13 protein-coding genes are annotated in these 16,871 nt (G+C 62.3%); all 13 read left to right on the forward strand.

Going from position 1 to position 16,871, the window contains the following annotated elements:
• The first annotated feature begins 126 nt into the window (after window positions 1–126).
• Window positions 127–1,380 (forward strand): Hsp70 family protein, encoded by a 1,254-nt coding sequence (locus AB7828_RS25190; protein ID WP_441231482.1) that lies wholly within the window; start codon window positions 127–129, stop codon window positions 1,378–1,380.
• A 94-nt stretch (window positions 1,381–1,474) separates the two neighbouring features.
• Entirely contained in the window at window positions 1,475–2,056 is a 582-nt protein-coding gene (locus AB7828_RS25195; RefSeq protein ID WP_439079268.1) for a TetR family transcriptional regulator C-terminal domain-containing protein, read from the forward strand.
• A gap of 115 nt (window positions 2,057–2,171) precedes the next feature.
• Window positions 2,172–3,518: an MFS transporter gene (locus AB7828_RS25200; RefSeq protein WP_089262608.1), complete on the forward strand. Its 1,347-nt coding sequence runs from the start codon at window positions 2,172–2,174 to the stop codon at window positions 3,516–3,518.
• Between the two features lie 112 nt (window positions 3,519–3,630).
• Window positions 3,631–4,737: an efflux RND transporter periplasmic adaptor subunit gene (locus AB7828_RS25205; RefSeq protein WP_441231483.1), complete on the forward strand. Its 1,107-nt coding sequence runs from the start codon at window positions 3,631–3,633 to the stop codon at window positions 4,735–4,737.
• A 27-nt stretch (window positions 4,738–4,764) separates the two neighbouring features.
• Window positions 4,765–7,905, forward strand: coding sequence for an efflux RND transporter permease subunit (locus AB7828_RS25210; RefSeq protein WP_441231484.1), 3,141 nt, complete (start codon window positions 4,765–4,767; stop codon window positions 7,903–7,905).
• A gap of 19 nt (window positions 7,906–7,924) precedes the next feature.
• Window positions 7,925–8,524, forward strand: a complete 600-nt coding sequence (locus AB7828_RS25215; RefSeq protein WP_089262602.1) for a TetR/AcrR family transcriptional regulator — start codon at window positions 7,925–7,927, stop codon at window positions 8,522–8,524.
• 36 nt (window positions 8,525–8,560) lie between these two features.
• Window positions 8,561–9,184, forward strand: coding sequence for a flavin reductase family protein (locus tag AB7828_RS25220; protein ID WP_089262600.1), 624 nt, complete (start codon window positions 8,561–8,563; stop codon window positions 9,182–9,184).
• Between the two features lie 236 nt (window positions 9,185–9,420).
• Window positions 9,421–11,697, forward strand: coding sequence for an acyl-CoA dehydrogenase (locus AB7828_RS25225; RefSeq protein ID WP_441231485.1), 2,277 nt, complete (start codon window positions 9,421–9,423; stop codon window positions 11,695–11,697).
• Window positions 11,697–12,980 (forward strand): acetyl-CoA C-acetyltransferase, encoded by a 1,284-nt coding sequence (locus tag AB7828_RS25230; RefSeq protein WP_441231486.1) that lies wholly within the window; start codon window positions 11,697–11,699, stop codon window positions 12,978–12,980. Before AB7828_RS25225 ends, AB7828_RS25230 begins: the two co-directional genes overlap by 1 nt.
• A gap of 7 nt (window positions 12,981–12,987) precedes the next feature.
• Window positions 12,988–15,084, forward strand: coding sequence for a 3-hydroxyacyl-CoA dehydrogenase NAD-binding domain-containing protein (locus tag AB7828_RS25235; protein WP_441231487.1), 2,097 nt, complete (start codon window positions 12,988–12,990; stop codon window positions 15,082–15,084).
• 27 nt (window positions 15,085–15,111) lie between these two features.
• On the forward strand, window positions 15,112–15,543 hold the full coding sequence (locus AB7828_RS25240; protein WP_093759634.1) for an acyl-CoA thioesterase: 432 nt from the start codon (window positions 15,112–15,114) through the stop codon (window positions 15,541–15,543).
• A gap of 86 nt (window positions 15,544–15,629) precedes the next feature.
• Entirely contained in the window at window positions 15,630–15,824 is a 195-nt protein-coding gene (locus AB7828_RS25245) for a hypothetical protein (protein WP_093759633.1), read from the forward strand.
• Between the two features lie 115 nt (window positions 15,825–15,939).
• Window positions 15,940–16,758 carry a DeoR/GlpR family DNA-binding transcription regulator gene (locus AB7828_RS25250; protein WP_441228566.1) on the forward strand — a complete coding sequence of 273 codons (819 nt, stop codon included), beginning with the start codon at window positions 15,940–15,942 and terminating at the stop codon, window positions 16,756–16,758.
• The last annotated feature ends 113 nt before the right edge of the window (window positions 16,759–16,871 follow it).

Below are 16,871 nucleotides of genomic sequence, written 5' to 3' on the forward strand. Positions count from 1 at the left end.
ATCGCGTTGTTTTGCTTCGAAAATTGCAGTGTTCGATGCGCTTCATGACAGCGCGGCTGTGCAAAAATATAATGCTAGATCACGGCCGGCGAACTGTGTAGACGGACGTTCCTTTCGGGAGCGGCAATGTCGGTTTGTGGTCTGGATTTTGGGACGTCGAACACGACGCTAGGCACGGTCATCAATGATGTTCCGGTGCTGGCGGCGCTCGAAGACTATCATGTCACAATTCCGAGTGCGATCTTTTACAAGGCGGATACCGGCGCCTTCATCGGCCGCAAAGCGATCGAAGCCTATGTCGAGGGGGCGCCTGGCCGCCTGATGCGCAGCCTTAAATCCGTGCTTGGCACGTCGCTGATCGACGAGACGACGCGCGTCGGCCGCGAACGCGTCAGCTTCCGCAGTGTCATCGCCTATTATCTCGGTGCGGTGAAGCGGCGTGCGGAACAGGCCACAGGGCTTGAACTCCGCCAGGTCGTCCATGGCCGTCCCGTCCATTTCGTCGACGACAATCCGGCGGGCGATGCCAAGGCCGAAGCTACGCTGCGCACCATCGCGAAAGACGTCGGCTTCGAGGACGTCACGTTCCAGTTCGAGCCGATTGCCGCGGCGCTGGATTACGAGCGTCAGATCAATTCGGAGGAGATTGCGCTGATCGCCGATATCGGCGGCGGCACGTCGGATTTCTCCATCGTGCGCCTTTCGCCCGAACGGCACCGTCATGCCGATCGCAAGGACGACATTCTCGCCAATGACGGCGTGCGCATCGGGGGCACCGATTTCGACAGACATCTCAGCCTCGGCGTGATCATGCCGCTGCTCGGCTATCGCTCGGCGATGAAGCGCGTGGGGCTCGATGTGCCGTCAGGCTATTTCCACGATCTGGCGACCTGGTCGAGCATCAACCGGATGTACGATTCCAAGGTCATGAACGAGGTGAAACAGGTGCGCTATGAGGCGCAGCAGCCGGAGCTGCTGGATCGCCTGGTGCGCGTACTGGACGAGCAGCGCGGCCACACACTGGCCATGGAAGTCGAGGGCGCCAAGATTGGCCTGTCCGACAAGCCGAAATCGAGCATCGCGCTGGACTGGATCGAGCCGGGTTTGGCCGCTGGCGTCGCCCGCAAGGAACTCGTCAGCCACACCCAGTTGCTCGCCGATCGGATCACCGCGCGGATCAAGATCTGCCTGAACCAGGCCGGATTGAAGCCCGAAGCGATCGATGCGGTGTTCCTGACCGGCGGTTCGGTGCAGCTCGCCCATGTCCGCAAGGCGATCACGGCGGCGCTGCCGGCCGCCCGCGCTATCGATGGCGACACGTTCGGGGCCGTCGGCAAGGGTTTGACTGTCGAGGCGGCCCGCCGCTACGGGCACGGCTAGACCCAAAGGCCAGGGCAGCAAAAGGGGGCTGAACGCCTTGTGGTTATGCGTGGCGGTCGCTTGATCCGGCGCCCGGCACAGCCATATTAAGTCCATGGCGAAGCTCTCGAATCGCGACAGGATTCTCACGGCAGGCCTCGCGGTCGTGCATGCGCGCGGCTATGCGGGCGCCAGCGTTCGCGACATCGTGCATGCCGCCGGCGTGCCGCAGGGCACCTTCACCAACCACTTTACCTCCAAGGAAGAATTCGGCCTCGAGATCATCGATCTCTATTTCGCGAAGGGCCGCGAGCTGATGGCGCAGACGCTGCGCAATGAAGGCCTGTCGCCGCTGGCGCGGTTGCGCGCCTATATCGATGCCAATGTGACCCGGCTGACCGAAGACCAGATGTGCAATGGCTGCCTGTTCGGCAACTTCACGGCCGAAGCCAGCGACCACAGCGACCTCATTCGCGACCGGCTGCTGACGATCTTCGCCGATGTTCAGCAGAGTATTGCCGAATGCCTGACCTCCGCGGTGAAAGCCGGCGAGCTGCCGGCCGACTTCAAATGCGCGGAGGTTGCGGGTTTCATCGTCTCCTCGCTGCAGGGTGCCAACCTGCTGTCGAAAGCCGAACGCAGCCCGGCACCGATTGAGCGCTTCGCGCAGGTGCTGTTCACGCAGGTGCTGCGCTGAGTTGATTGCTGCTCTGCACAGACATTGCCGCTCCTCGGCTCTTTCGCTAAACCGTGCGACATGACAGCGCGGCCCGCAGAGGCCGTCGCCGACAACAAGCGACCGGGAGTGAACCATGAGCCAGACCGCCGTCGGCGCGCGCGCCACGCGCAGCGCAAAATCCGACATCGAAACCTCGACCATCCGCGCCATTTCCTGGCGGCTGATCCCGTTTCTGGTGCTGGCTTATTTCCTGGCCTATCTCGACCGCGTCAATCTTGGCTTCGCCGCGCTCACCATGAATGCCGAGCTGAATTTCTCGCCCACCGTTTTTGCGTGGGGCGCCGGCATCTTCTTCATCGGCTATTTCATTTTTGAAGTTCCCAGCAATATCGCGCTGGAGAAATTCGGCGCCAGCCGCTGGATCGCGCGCATCATGGTGAGCTGGGGCATCATCTCCGCGCTGATGGCGATCGTCAGTGGCCCGTGGAGCTTCTACACGCTGCGCTTTCTGCTCGGTGTCGCCGAGGCCGGCTTCTTCCCCGGCATTATCCTCTATCTCACTTACTGGTTTCCGGCCGAATATCGCGCGCGTTTCCTCGCCGCCTTCGCGATCGCGGTGCCCGTATCCACGGTGATTGGCGCGCCGATCTCCGGCATGCTGCTGGGGCTCGACGGTGTCATGGGCCTGAAGGGCTGGCAGTGGTTGTTCATCATCGAAGGGATTCCTTCGGTCATTCTCGGCGTCGTCACCTGGTTCTACCTCACCGACAAGCCTGAAAAGGCCGAATGGCTGACGCCTGACCAGAAGATGTGGCTCTCCGACAAGCTCGAAGGCGAGCGTCTCGCCAAGGAGAGCGCCCATGGCATGACGCTGGGGCAGGCGCTGTCGTCGCCGAAGGTGCTGATGCTGAGCGTGATCTATTTCGGCTTTGTCGGCGCGCTCTATGGCATGCAGTTCTGGCTCCCGCAGATCGTGAAGGCGTTCGGCTTCACCAACCTGCAGACCGGTTTCGTCACCGCGATCCCCTATCTGTTCGGCTCCATTGCCATGGTGCTGTGGGCTCAGCATTCCGACAAGACCCGCGAACGCGTCTGGCATGTCGGCCTGCCGCTGCTGCTGACCGCCGTGGCGCTCGCGCTGTCCGGCATCTCCACCAATCCGACCCTGACCATGGTCGCGCTGACGGTCGCTGCGATCGGCGTGTTCTGCACCTTCGCACTGTTCTGGACGCTGCCGACCGCGTGGCTCAGCGGCACGGCGGCGGCCGGCGCCATCGCGCTGATCAATTCGATCGGCAATCTCGCGGGCTTCGGCGGTCCCTATCTGATCGGCTGGGTCAAGGAATTGACCGGCAGCACCTCGACCGGGCTTCTGGTGCTGGCGGCGATGCCGCTCGTCGCCGGTATTCTCGTGCTGGTCGGCAATCACGGGACAGCAACGGAGTTCGCAGCTACCGGCAAACCGGCGCGGGTGAAATGAGGCCGGGATGGCGTGCGGCAATCTGCCGAAATTGTGACCACTGACGAATATTGACATTCGTCAGTGGTCACGCCTAAGTTCCCTTCGAACATTCATTCGAAGGACGCTCGTGATGCTCGGCCACACCAAAGTCAGCGCTTCCCGCAAGCCATTCGCTGCCGCGCTCCTGCTGATCCCGGCCCTTGCTCTGGCCGGCTGCGGCAAGAAGACTGAGGCGGAAGCCAAGCCAACCCGCCCCGTGCTGGTCGCGACTGTGCATTACGAGCCGGAATCGCCGCAGCGCAGTTTCGTCGGCACCATCCGCCCGCGGATCGAGACCGATATGGGCTTCCGGGTCACCGGCAAGGTCGCCAAGCGCCTTGTTGAGGTCGGGCAGAACGTCGAGATCGGCCAGCCGCTGGCTACGCTCGATGAGGTCGATCTGAAGCTGCAGGCCGAGCAGGCCGTCGCCGAACTCAACGCATCCACGGGCGTGCTGGCCAATGCCACGGCGGCCGAGGGCCGCGCCACCGAATTGCGCGCCAAGGGCTGGTCCACTCAGGCACAGCTCGATCAGGCCAAAGCCACGGGCGACGAAGCTCGCGCGCGTCTCAATCGCGCCGAACGCTCGGTCGAACTCACCAAGAACAGCCTCTCTTATGCAACGCTGATCGCCGACACCCGCGGCGTTGTTACCGCGACGCTGGTCGATGCCGGTCAGGTCGTTGCCGCAGGGCAGGCCGCCATCCGTGTCGCGCGTTTCGGCGAGAAGGAGGCGGTGGTTTCCATTCCGGAAACGCTGGTTGGCCGCGCCAAGGAAGGCAAAGCCAGTGTGACGCTGTGGTCCGAGCCCGGCAAGCAATATGCCGCCAAGCTGCGTGAACTTGCGCCCAATGCCGACACCGCGACGCGCACTTATCTCGCCAAGTTCTCGCTGCCCGAGGCCGACGACAAGGTGTCGCTCGGCATGACGGCGACGCTGACGCTCTCCGATCCCGCCACCGAACGCGTTGCGCGCGTGCCGCTCTCGGCGCTGTTCAGCCAGGGCAACAACCCTTCGCTCTACGTCGTGAGCGCATCGGGCGACGTCGCGCTGCAGCCGGTCAAGGTGAAGTCCTATGAGAGCAACGACGTCATCATCTCAGGTGGCGTCGATGAAGGTGCCAAGATCGTGACGCTGGGCGTGCAGAAGCTCGACCCGGCGCTGAAGGTTCACGTCGTCTCCGCATTGTCGTTTTAAGACGCTCGCATTCAAAGGACGAAGCCGATGCATCGCTTCAACCTCTCCGCCTGGGCCGTCGCTCATCCGGCACTGATTTTGTTTCTGATCATCGCGCTCGGTGTCGGCGGCTTCTTCTCGTACGAGAAGCTCGGCCGCGCCGAAGACCCGTCCTTTACGGTGAAGGTCGTCAACGTCACGGCGATCTGGCCCGGCGCGACGGCCAAGGAAATGCAGGAGCAGGTTGCAGATCCCATCGAGAAAAAGATGCAGGAGCTGCCTTACTTCGACAAGGTACAGACCTATTCGAAGCCGAACTTCACCGCGCTGCAGGTCACGTTCAAGGACAATGCGCCGGCCAAGGACGTGCCGTTCCTGTTCTATCTGCTGCGCAAGAAGCTTGCCGACGTGCAGGGCAGTCTGCCGGCCAATCTGGTCGGGCCGACGGTCAATGACGAGTTCAGCGACGTCGACTCCATTCTTTACATGATGACCGGCGACGGCGCCGATTTCAAACAGTTGAAGGTGGTCGCTGAAGGCCTGCGCCAGCGCCTGCTGAAGGTGAAGGGTGTCACCAAGGTCAATCTCTACGGCACCCAGGACGAGCGCATTTTCGTCGAATTCTCCCACGCCAAACTGGCGACGCTCGGCATCACGCCGCAGACGCTGTTCGACTCGCTGGCCAAGCAGAACGCGATTCAGCCGGCGGGCACGGTGGAAACCTCGTCGCAGCGCGTGCCGCTGCGCGTCACCGGTGCACTTGATGGCGCCAAAACCGTCGCGGAGACGCCGGTCGAGAGTAACGGGCGCACGTTCCGCCTCGGCGATATCGCGACGGTCAGCCATGGCTTCGTCGATCCGCCGGATTTCAAGGTCCGGCAGAAGGGCCAATACGCACTCGGCATCGGCGTGGTGACGGCGAACGGCGCCAACATTCTTGAACTCGGCAAGGACGTCGAAAAGGCCAAGAACGAGTTCATGGTCGCCGTCCCGCAGGGCGTCAATGTCGAGCAGATCGCCGATCAGCCGCTGGTGGTTGAACATGCCGTTGGCGAATTTACGCACTCATTCATCGAGGCCCTGGCGATCGTGCTGTTCGTCAGCTTCCTTGCGCTCGGCTGGCGCACCGGCATCGTGGTAGCGCTGTCGGTGCCGCTGGTGCTCGGTATCGTCTTCATGGTCATGAATGCGATGGGCATGGACCTGCATCGCATCACGCTCGGCGCGCTGATCATCGCGCTCGGCCTCCTGGTCGACGACGCGATCATTGCGGTCGAGATGATGGTGGTGAAAATGGAGCAGGGCTGGGACCGCGTGCGCGCAGCGTCCTTCGCCTGGGAGTCCACGGCATTTCCGATGCTCACGGGCACGCTCATTACGGCCGTCGGCTTCCTGCCGATCGGCTTCGCCAATTCTGCAGTCGGCGAATATGCCGGTGGCATCTTCTGGGTGGTCGCGATTGCGCTGATCGCCTCATGGTTTGTCGCGGTGATCTTCACGCCCTATATCGGCGTCAAGCTGCTGCCGAACTTTGCTGCCCACGGCAAGGCCAATCACGATCCGCATGCGGTCTATGAGACGCGCATCTATCGCGGTCTGCGTAGCGTCGTGCAGTGGTGCGTCACGCATCGCATCAAGGTGGTAGCTGCCACCGTCGGTATCTTCATCGCTGCCATCGTCGGTTTCGGCCATGTCCAGCAGCAGTTCTTCCCGTTGTCGGAACGTCCCGAACTGTTCCTCCAGCTGCGCCTGCCGGAAGGCACGGCCTTTGGCGTTACCGAAAAGGCGGTCAAGGACGCCGAGAAGCTGCTCAAGGACGACAAGGACATCGCCACCTATACGGCCTATGTCGGCCGCGGCTCGCCGCGCTTCTGGCTCGGCCTCAATCCGCAGCTCCCGAACGAGGCCTTCGCCGAGATCGTGATTGTGTCCAAGGATGTCGAGGCACGTGAGCGCATCAAGTCCAAGATCGAGAAGGCCGTCGCCGATGGCCAGCTGCCGGAAGCACGCGTGCGCGTCGATCGCTTCAATTTCGGTCCGCCGGTCGGTTTCCCCGTCCAGTTCCGCGTCATCGGGCCGGATACCGCGACCGTGCGGGATATAGCCTACAGGGTGCGCGAAGTAATGCGCGCTAACAAGAATATGGTCGATCCGCAGCTCGACTGGAACGAACAGACGCCTTCCCTCAGGCTGGTGGTCGACCAGGATCGCGCCCGTGCGCTCGGCCTGACGCCGCAGGAGTTGTCACAATCCCTGGCGATGCTGATCTCCGGCGCGTCGGTCACGAACGTGCGTGACGGTATCGAGAAAGTGGGTGTCGTTGCCCGTGCCGTTCCGTCGGAACGCCTCGATCTCGGCCGTGTGGGCGATCTCACCATCATCTCGCGCAACGGCGTTCCGGTGCCTTTGTCACAGGTGGCAAAGATCGAATATGCCCATGAGGAGCCGATCCTCTGGCGCCGTAACCGCGACATGGCGATCACCGTGCGCGGCGACGTCGTCGATGGCGTGCAGCCCCCGGATGTCACCAACCAGATCTGGCCGCAGTTGCAGCAGATCCGCGACAGCCTGCAGCCGGCCTATCGCATTGAGATCGGCGGCGCGGTGGAAGAATCCAGCAAGGGCAATGCCTCGATTGCCGTGCTGTTTCCGCTGATGATGATCATCATGCTGACGCTGCTGATGGTGCAGTTGCAGAGCTTCTCGCGCCTGATCCTGGTGTTCCTGACGGCGCCGCTCGGCATCGTCGGTGCCTCTTTGGCGCTGAACGTTGCCAACAAGCCGTTTGGCTTCGTGGCACTGCTCGGCCTGATCGCGCTGGCGGGTATGATCATGCGCAACGCCGTTATTCTGGTGGATCAGATCGAAACCGACGTGCGGCACGGCCTGACCCGCCGCGAGGCCATCGTCGAGGCGACCGTGCGCCGTGCGCGTCCGGTCATCCTGACGGCGCTGGCGGCCATTTTGGCGATGATCCCGCTGTCGCGCTCGGCCTTCTGGGGGCCGATGGCGGTCACCATCATGGGTGGATTGTTTGTGGCGACGTTCTTGACGTTGTTGTATCTCCCGGGTCTCTATGCCCTATGGTTTCGCAAGAGCCTGGATGAACGCGGATCGGGTGAGGATGTGGATCATCACGCACCGCACCATCACGACAAGCAACAGGCCTTTCCGCTTGCTGCCGAATAACTGAAGACTGCACTCCGAGATGACTCTGATTTCTGATCACGTCGAAGCCGATATGCGGGGCCGCATCGTTGTGGTCGCGGAAAAGCTGTTTCGTGAAATCGGCTACCAGAAGACCACCGTGGCTGATATCGCCAAAGTGCTCCGGATGAGCCCGGCGAACGTCTATCGCTTCTTCGATTCGAAGAAGTCGATCATCTCGGCCGTGGCGCAGCGGTTGATGGGGGAAGTTGAAGAGGCCGCTGGAGCGATTGCTGAAAATCCGCAGCCGGCCGCCGCGCGGCTCCGCGAACTGCTGACGTCAATCCATGAGATGAATGCCGAACGCTATGTCGGCGATGCCAAGCTGCATGAGATGGTCGCCATCGCCATGGAAGAGAGTTGGGATGTCTGCACTGCTCATATGGAGCGCATCACCGTTACCATCGGCGGTGTCATCGCGGACGGTGCTGCCAAGGGTGAGTTTCAGGCTCCGGACGTCGAATTGGCAGCCATGTGCGCCTGCACCGCCATGATGCGGTTCTTTCACCCGCAGATGATCGCGCAATGTGCGACGAAACCTGGCCCGACCCTGGACCAGATGATCGACTTCGTTCTTGCCGGGTTGGCCCCGCGGGGCTAGACGATCTCTCTGACGTCAATTCAGGGGATCTTCCGCGTGACCGCATTCGATCTGCATTCTTACGAGCCCGTCAACGGCCACGGCCTCAAGCACGATCCCTTCAATGCCATCATCGGTCCGCGTCCGATCGGGTGGGTCTCCTCCCGGGATGCCAATGGACACGTCAATCTGGCGCCGTACAGCTTCTTCAACGCCTTCAACTACACGCCGCCGCTGATCGGCTTTTCCAGCATCGGGATCAAGGACTCCGCCCGCAACATGCAGGCGACGAAGGAATTCGTCTGGAATTTGGCCACCATGGATCTGGCCAAGCAGATGAACGCCACGGCGGCGCATGTCGGCCCGGAAGTTGATGAATTCGAGATCGCGGGCCTGACGCCGGTGCCGAGCAAGCTGGTGAACGTACCTCGTGTCGGCGAAGCCCGCGTTGCTTTCGAGTGCAAGGTGACTCAGATCATCGAACTCAAGGGCGCGAACGGCGCTTCGGCCAACGCCTTCCTCACCATGGGTGAAGTCGTCGCCGTGCATATCGACAAGACCCTGATCGTGGATGGCGTGTACCAGACCGCATTGGCTGGCCCGATCCTGCGCGCCGGCCGCCGCGGCGACTATTTCCACATCAAGCAGGACGCCATGTTCGAGATGAACCGGCCGGACTGAGGCCGGCTATTCTTCCGGCATTTCGGTCGCGCGACCACTGGTCACGCGGCGGGAAATCGCCTTTCGGGAACCGTTGCGGTATCCTGTCGTTAATGATGGCTCGATGCTGTCAAATTTCGCTTGAATTTCAATGCGAAAGCTAAGGTGACACCGACACCGTCCCGCTAAGAGCGTCTGCCTTTTGGCGCCCGTGGTCCGCCCGGACTGCTGGTCGTCTCGATTGAGAGGAAGCCTCCATGAGCTCGTCCAGCTTGCGCCGTGATTATCTCACCAAGCCGATCTTTGGCTGGGCCAAGGGCGTGCTACCGAAAATGTCGGATACCGAGCGCGAGGCGCTGGAAGCCGGCGACGTCTGGTGGGATGCGGATCTGTTCACCGGCAATCCGGACTGGGCCAAGCTGCTCGCCGTCAAGCCGGCCACACTGACCGACGAAGAACAGGCCTTCATGACCGGACCTGTCGATCGTCTCTGCGAGATGATCGACGACTGGAAGATCAATTGGGAATTGCGCGATCTGCCGCCGGACGTCTGGGAGTTCATCAAGCGCGAAAAGTTCTTCGGCATGATCATTCCGAAGGAATTCGGAGGTCTCGGCTTCTCGCCTTATGCGCATTCGGAAGTGGTGCGCAAGATTTCGTCGCGTTCGGTGGTCGCCGCCGTCACGGTGATGGTGCCCAACTCGCTCGGCCCCGGCGAACTGCTGATGAAATTCGGCACCGACGCGCAGCGCCGGCGCTGGCTGCCGCGCCTTGCCGATGGACGCGACATTCCCTGTTTCGGCCTCACCAGCCCGGAAGCGGGCTCGGACGCGGCCTCGATGATCGACAGCGGCGTCATCTGCAAGGGCACGTTCGACGGCCAGGAGGTTCTGGGCCTGCGCCTCAACTGGCACAAGCGTTACATCACGCTCGGCCCGGTCGCGACGCTGATCGGTCTCGCCTTCAAGGCCTATGACCCCGATCACCTCGTGGGCTCGCAGGACGAGCTTGGCATCACGGTTGCGCTGATCCCGCACGATCTTCCGGGCGTCGAGATCGGCCAGCGCCATCTGCCGTCGATGCAGGTGTTTCAGAACGGCCCGAACTGGGGCCGCGACGTTTTCATCCCGCTCGACTACATCATCGGCGGTCAGGAGCGCCTAGGGCAAGGCTGGAAGATGCTGATGTCGGCGCTCGCCGCCGGCCGTGGCATCTCATTGCCGTCGCTGTCTGCGGCCGGTGCCGCCTATGCCGCGCGCACCACTGGTGCCTATGCCCGCATCCGCGAGCAGTTCAACATTTCGATCAGCAAGTTCGAAGGCATCGAGGAGCCGCTCGCCCGCATCGCCGGCACGGCCTATCTGCTCGACGCCGCGCGACGCCTGACATCGGCGGCGCTCAACGAGGGCCGCCACCCCGCCGTCATCTCCGGCATCATGAAGCTGCATGCCACCGAGCGTATGCGCCTGGCCATCGATGATGCCATGGACATCCATGGCGGCAAGGCTGTGATCGACGGACCGCAGAATTATATGGGCAATCTCTATCGCGCGGTGCCGGTTGGCATCACGGTGGAAGGTGCGAACATCCTGACGCGCAATCTCATCGTGTTCGGGCAGGGCGCCATCCGCGCGCATCCTTATTTGTTGCAGGAAATGAATGCGCTCGGCGATCCTGACAAGGCGAAGGGCTTAGAGGCCTTCGACACCGCGTTCTGGAAACATATCGGCCATAGTGTTACCACGCTGTTCCGTGCCTGGGGCCGCTGCTGGACCGGTGGCGTATTCGCGCCTGCACCGGATGCCGGCGATGCCACACAGTTCTATCGCCAGCTTTCGCGTTATTCCTCGGCCTTCGCATTGTGCGCCGACATGGCGTTGCTGACGCTGGGCGGCGCGTTGAAGCGCAAGGAAATGCTGTCGGCGCGGTTCGGCGATATTCTCTCCGAGCTTTATCTGCTCTCGGCTGCGCTGAAGCGCTGGGAGGACGAAGGCCGCCAGCAGGACGATCTGCCGGCGCTTGAATGGTGTATGGCGTCCGGCTTTAAGACCATCGAGAACCGCTTTGCGGAGATTCTGGCCAACCTGCCGAACCGCTTTGTCGCCGGCATCCTCAAATTCATCGTGCAGCCATATGGTGCATCGGTGCTCGGGCCTTCGGACCGCGTGGTGCATCGCTGCGCGCAGATGATCCTGGAGCCCTCGGCGACGCGCGATCGCCTGACGCCGGACCTGTCGCATGTTGACGACGATCGCGGCCTGGCGCGGCTGGAGAAGGCGTTCAAACTGGTGACATCGAGTGACGATATTGCCAAGCGCATCCGCACGGCAAAGCTCAAGAACTGGAAGGATGCAGTGGCACAGGGCGTCATCACTCAGGCGGAAGGCGAGAAGCTCGCCGCTGCGCAGGAAGCCGTCAAGCTGGTGATCGAGGTCGATCACTTCGCGCCGGAAGAGCTGTCGCCCGGTTATAAGAAGTCCGATAACGTGCACCAGTTCTTCCAGGAACTTGGTGAGCAGCGGGCAGCAAGCTGATGGCAAGACCTGTCTATATCGTCGACGGCAGCCGCACGCCGTTCCTGAAGGCGCGCAGCGGCCCCGGCCCGTTCACCCCTGTCGATCTCGCCGTGCAATGCGGACGTCCGCTGCTGGCACGGCAGCCATTTGCGCCCGATGCCTTCGATCAGGTGATCCTCGGCTGCGTCAATGTCATCGCCGACGAGATGAATCCTGCGCGCGTCGCCGCGCTTCGGCTCGGTATGGGCGAGGCGATGGTGGCCTTCACCGTGCAGATCAATTGCGGCTCCGGCATGCAGTCGATCGACACCGGCTATCGCTACATCCGCGAAGGCAATGCCGATCTGATCCTCGCTGGCGGCGCCGAAGCGCTCAGCCATGCGCCGCTGGTCTGGCCGCAGAACGGCGTGCGCTGGTTCGCCGGGCTTGCCATGGCCAAGGGTGTGCTCGGCAAGGTGGCGGCGATCGCCAAGGCCCGGCCGGCTTATTTCAAGCCGATCATCGGCCTCGAGCGCGGTCTCACCGATCCGATCACCGACCTCAATATGGGCCAGACCGCCGAGAAGGTCGGGCACCTGTTCGGCATCACGCGTGCGCAGGCCGATGCCTATGCCGTCGAAAGTCACAAGCGCCTTGCGCATGCGCAGGAACAGGGCTGGCTGAAGGGTGAGGTCGAAACCGCCTTCGATCGCAAGGGCAATTTCTACGACCACGATGACGGCGTCCGCGCGGATTCGTCGGTCGACAAGCTCGCGACGCTGAAGCCGGTATTCGAACGTCCGTGGGGGCAGGTCACCGCCGGCAATTCCTCGCAGATCACCGACGGTGCATCATGGATGATCCTTGCGTCCGAAGACGCGGTGGTGAAACACGGTCTCAAGCCGAAGGCGGTGATCGTCGACAGCCAGTGGTCTGCGCTCGATCCGTCGATCATGGGCCTTGGTCCGGTGTTGTCGTCGAACGATCTGTTGAAGCGCAACAACATGACGATTCAGGACATCGAGACCTGGGAGCTCAACGAAGCCTTCGCCACGCAGGTGCTCGGCTGTCTCGCCGCCTGGAAGGACGAGAAATTCTGCCGTGAGGTGCTCGGCCTCGATGGCGCCGCCGGCGAGATCGATCGGGCCAGGCTCAATGTCGATGGTGGTGCGATCAGCCTCGGCCATCCCGTCGGCACGTCTGGCAACCGTATTGTGCTGCATCTCGTCAATGCGATGAAGCGGCTCGGCACCAAACGGGGTATCGCTACCGAATGTATCGGCGGCGGTCTCGGTGGTGCAATGTTGATCGAGACGGTGTGAGGGCGTCATGGACAGCAAGATCATGGACGTTCTTGGGGATCGCGTGCTCGAACTCGGGCCGGCTCCCGACACATCAGGCGCCTATCGCCACTTCAAGCTGACACGCGATGCCGATGGCATCGCGTGGCTGTTGTTTGACCGCGCCGATGCGAGCGCCAATACGCTTTCGGCTGTGGTGCTGGAAGAATTCGATCAGGTGCTGAATGCGCTGGAAGCCCAGCGCCCGACCGGCATCGTGGTTCGTTCGGCCAAGACGTCCGGTTTCATCGCCGGCGCCGACGTTAATGAATTTCGTGGCGCCAGCGATCCATTGGAAGTGGAAACGCAGATCAGCCGTGCTCACGCGGTGATCGATCGCTTCGAGGCGCTGAAGATCCCGACGGTGGCCGTCATTCACGGTTTCTGCCTGGGCGGAGGCCTCGAAGTGGCGCTGGCCTGCCAGATGCGTATTGCCATTGACGGTGCGCGCTTCGGTTTTCCGGAAGTCATGCTCGGCCTGCATCCAGGTTTGGGCGGCACTGCGCGCTTCACGCATCTGGTCAATCCGATGCAGGCGATGCCGCTGATGCTGACCGGCAAGACCATCGACGCGCGCAACGCGAAGGCGATCGGTCTTGTCGATGCGGTGACTGAGGAACGCCATGTCCGTAACGCCGTGCGCGATGCGGTGTTCGGCAAGCTCAAGCGCGCCAAGCCGAGTGCGCTGATCCCGATCATGAACTTCTCGCCGGTGCGCGGCATTCTCGCCTCGCGCATGGTCGCGGAAGCCTCGAAGGCTGCGCCGCGCGAACATTACCCCGCGCCCTATGCGTTGATCGAGCTGTGGGAGAAGCATGGCGGCGACCGTGCGGCGATGCTCAATGCCGAGAAGGTGTCCTTCGCCCGGCTGATGGTGACGCCGACGGCGCAGAACCTGATCCGCGTCTTCTTCCTGCGCGAGCAGATGAAGAAGCTTGCCGGTGACGGGAACACCATCAAACATGTCCATGTCATCGGCGCCGGCGCCATGGGCGGCGACATCGCGGCGTGGTGCGCGCATCAGGACATCCGCGTCACGCTGGCCGACATGAAGCCCGAGCCGATCGCGGGCGCCATGAAGCGCGCCGCCGATCTCTATAGCAAGATCATCCGCAAGCGCACCGATCAGCGTGATACGCTGGATCGCCTGATCCCCGATATGGACGGCGAGGGCGTCCGTACTGCGGATCTCATCATCGAGGCGGTGTCGGAAAAGCTCGAACTGAAGCAGAAGGTCTATGCGGGCATTGAGCCGCGCATGAAGCCGGATGCGATCCTCGCCACCAATACGTCGAGCATTCCACTACAGGATCTGCGCAGCACGCTGGCGCGGCCGGAGCGGCTGCTGGGGTTGCATTTCTTCAACCCGGTGTCCCGCCTGCAACTGGTCGAAGTCGTCAGCCATGACGGTGTGGATCAGGATATGCTGAAGAAGGCCACGGCTTTCGTCGGCGCAATTGATCGCCTACCGCTGCCGGTGAAGAGTTCGCCGGGTTTCCTCGTCAATCGCGCGCTCACGCCCTACATGCTCGAGGCGATGATGCTGATGGAGGAGAAAGTCGACAAGGAAACCATCGACGCCGCCGCCGAACAGTTCGGCATGCCGATGGGACCGATCGAGCTGGCCGATCAGGTCGGGCTCGACATCTGCCTTGCCGTAGGCGACATGCTGCGCTCCAAGTTTGGCGACCTGCTGCCGCCGACGCCGGCCTGGCTGCGCGAGAAGGTCAACAAGGGCGAGCTCGGCAAGAAGACCGGCAAGGGCTTCTATACGTGGCGCGACGGCAAGGCCGAGAAGAGTTCCAGTGCGGTTGCCACCGCGCGTCCGACACAGGAGATGATCGATCGCCTGGTGCTGCCGATGTCCAATGTCTGCGTCGCCTGTCTGCGCGAAGGCATCGTCGACAACCCCGATGTGGTCGATGGCGCAATGATTTTCGGAACAGGTTACGCGCCATTCCGCGGCGGCCCGCTGAACTATGCGCGGACTCGTGGAACCGAGAATATCACCGCCACGCTGCGCACGCTGGCGGCCCGGTTCGGCGATCGCTTCTCGCCGGATGCCGGCTGGGAAACCTTTAAATGATGACTCAATTTGCGGCAGGCTTTGCTCATGACTGAATCAACGACGCAGCCAGTGACGGGGCTGGATGCGGAACCGACCGGCGATCTCACCATCCGCACGGTGGCGATGCCGGCAGATACCAATGCCAATGGCGATATCTTTGGCGGCTGGCTGCTCAGCCAGATGGATCTCGGCGGCGGCATCTTTGCCGCCAAGGTGGCGAAGACGCGCACCGTCACCGTCGCCATCGAGGCGATGACCTTCCGCAAGGCCGTTCATGTCGGTGACGTCGTGTCCGTGCATGCGGAACTGGTGCGGATGGGCCGCACGTCACTTACCGTGCATATCGAGGCCTGGGTGCTTCGCCGCAACGAAAACGCCCCGATCCTGGTGACCGACGGCAATTTCACCTTCGTGTCCATTGACGAGGCGGGGCGCCCGCAGGTGATCAAGCGTCCGGACGCGACGATCTCGACCTGAGCAATTCTAAACACCGGCGGGAACGAAATACCTCCTCTGCAGTTAGTGGCCCGGAATATGCATCGCCTATCGCGTAGGGGGCCGCCATGTCAGACACTTATATCATCGAAGTCTCATCGCAGGCTGCCGGCATCGTGGTTCGCGATCCCGGTGGGTACAGGTTCTTCGCTGCGTCTCACCGTTTCAACCCGATGGAAGGCCAGCTGTTTCGCAATGCGCGCGAAGCTGAACGCGCTGCCTTTCAGTTCGCGCAGGGTATCCAAGCGGCTGTGACGCCCTAGAGGGCGATTCTCTGACGACATCGCGGCGGCGGCGCGCATGGCGCATGCGCCGGTGATGCGTTGACCATTGCCGCCAACACCCGCACCATGGAACCGTTCGATCCGAGGTGCTGTCGTGACTGCTGGCCTGACCCATCGCCAATCCGAAATCCTGAATCACGCGCGCGCCTTTGGCCGCGTGATGGTCGACGACCTGGTGCGGCGCTTCGAGGTGTCCGCACAGACCATCCGCAAGGATCTCAACGATCTCTGCGACCAGCGCCTGCTGACGCGCATTCACGGCGGCGCCATCGTCGCCTCCGGCGTGGAAAACCTTGCTTATGAAGCGCGGCGATTCGTAGCCGCCGAAGAGAAGAAAGCCATCGGCGTCGCTGCCGCGGCGCAGATTCCCAATGGCTCGTCGCTGTTCATCAATATCGGGACCACCACGGAAGAAGTCGCCAGCGCGCTGACCAATCACGAAAACCTGCTGGTCATTACCAACAACCTCAATGTTGCGATGATGCTCTATCGTCACCCGCATATCGAGGTGATTGTCGCCGGCGGTACCGTGCGTCGCTCCGATGGTGCGGTGATCGGCTCCACGGCGATCAAGCTGATTGGCCAATTCAAGGTCGATTACGCCATCATCGGCGCCTCGGCGATTGACGAGGAGGGTGCGCTGCTCGACTTCGACTATCGCGAGGTGCAGGCGGCGCAGGCGATCATCGCCAATGCCCGCAATGTCATGCTGGTCTGCGATTCGACCAAGCTGCGGCGCTCGGCGGCCGTGCGCATCGCCCATATCAGCCAGATCCAGACCTTCGTCACCGACGTGCCGCTGCCGCCCTCCTTGCAGGAGATCTGCCGGAGCCGGGGCGTTCAGGTGATCGCCGCCCTGCCGGGCTCCGCCGACGATGCGGACGACCTGGAACCCGAGCCGACCCCGCTTTAGACCCTGTTCAGATCCCGAAAACGCCAGTTGCTTTCGTTTTAGGTTGTGGTTTAATCGAAAGCGAAAGCCAAATCGCTGAAAGCGAAGATGGCGCGTCCGAAGGAAGGCGCCAG

This window comes from Tardiphaga sp. 215_C5_N2_1, from assembly GCF_052076055.1.
Lineage (GTDB): Bacteria > Pseudomonadota > Alphaproteobacteria > Rhizobiales > Xanthobacteraceae > Tardiphaga > Tardiphaga robiniae.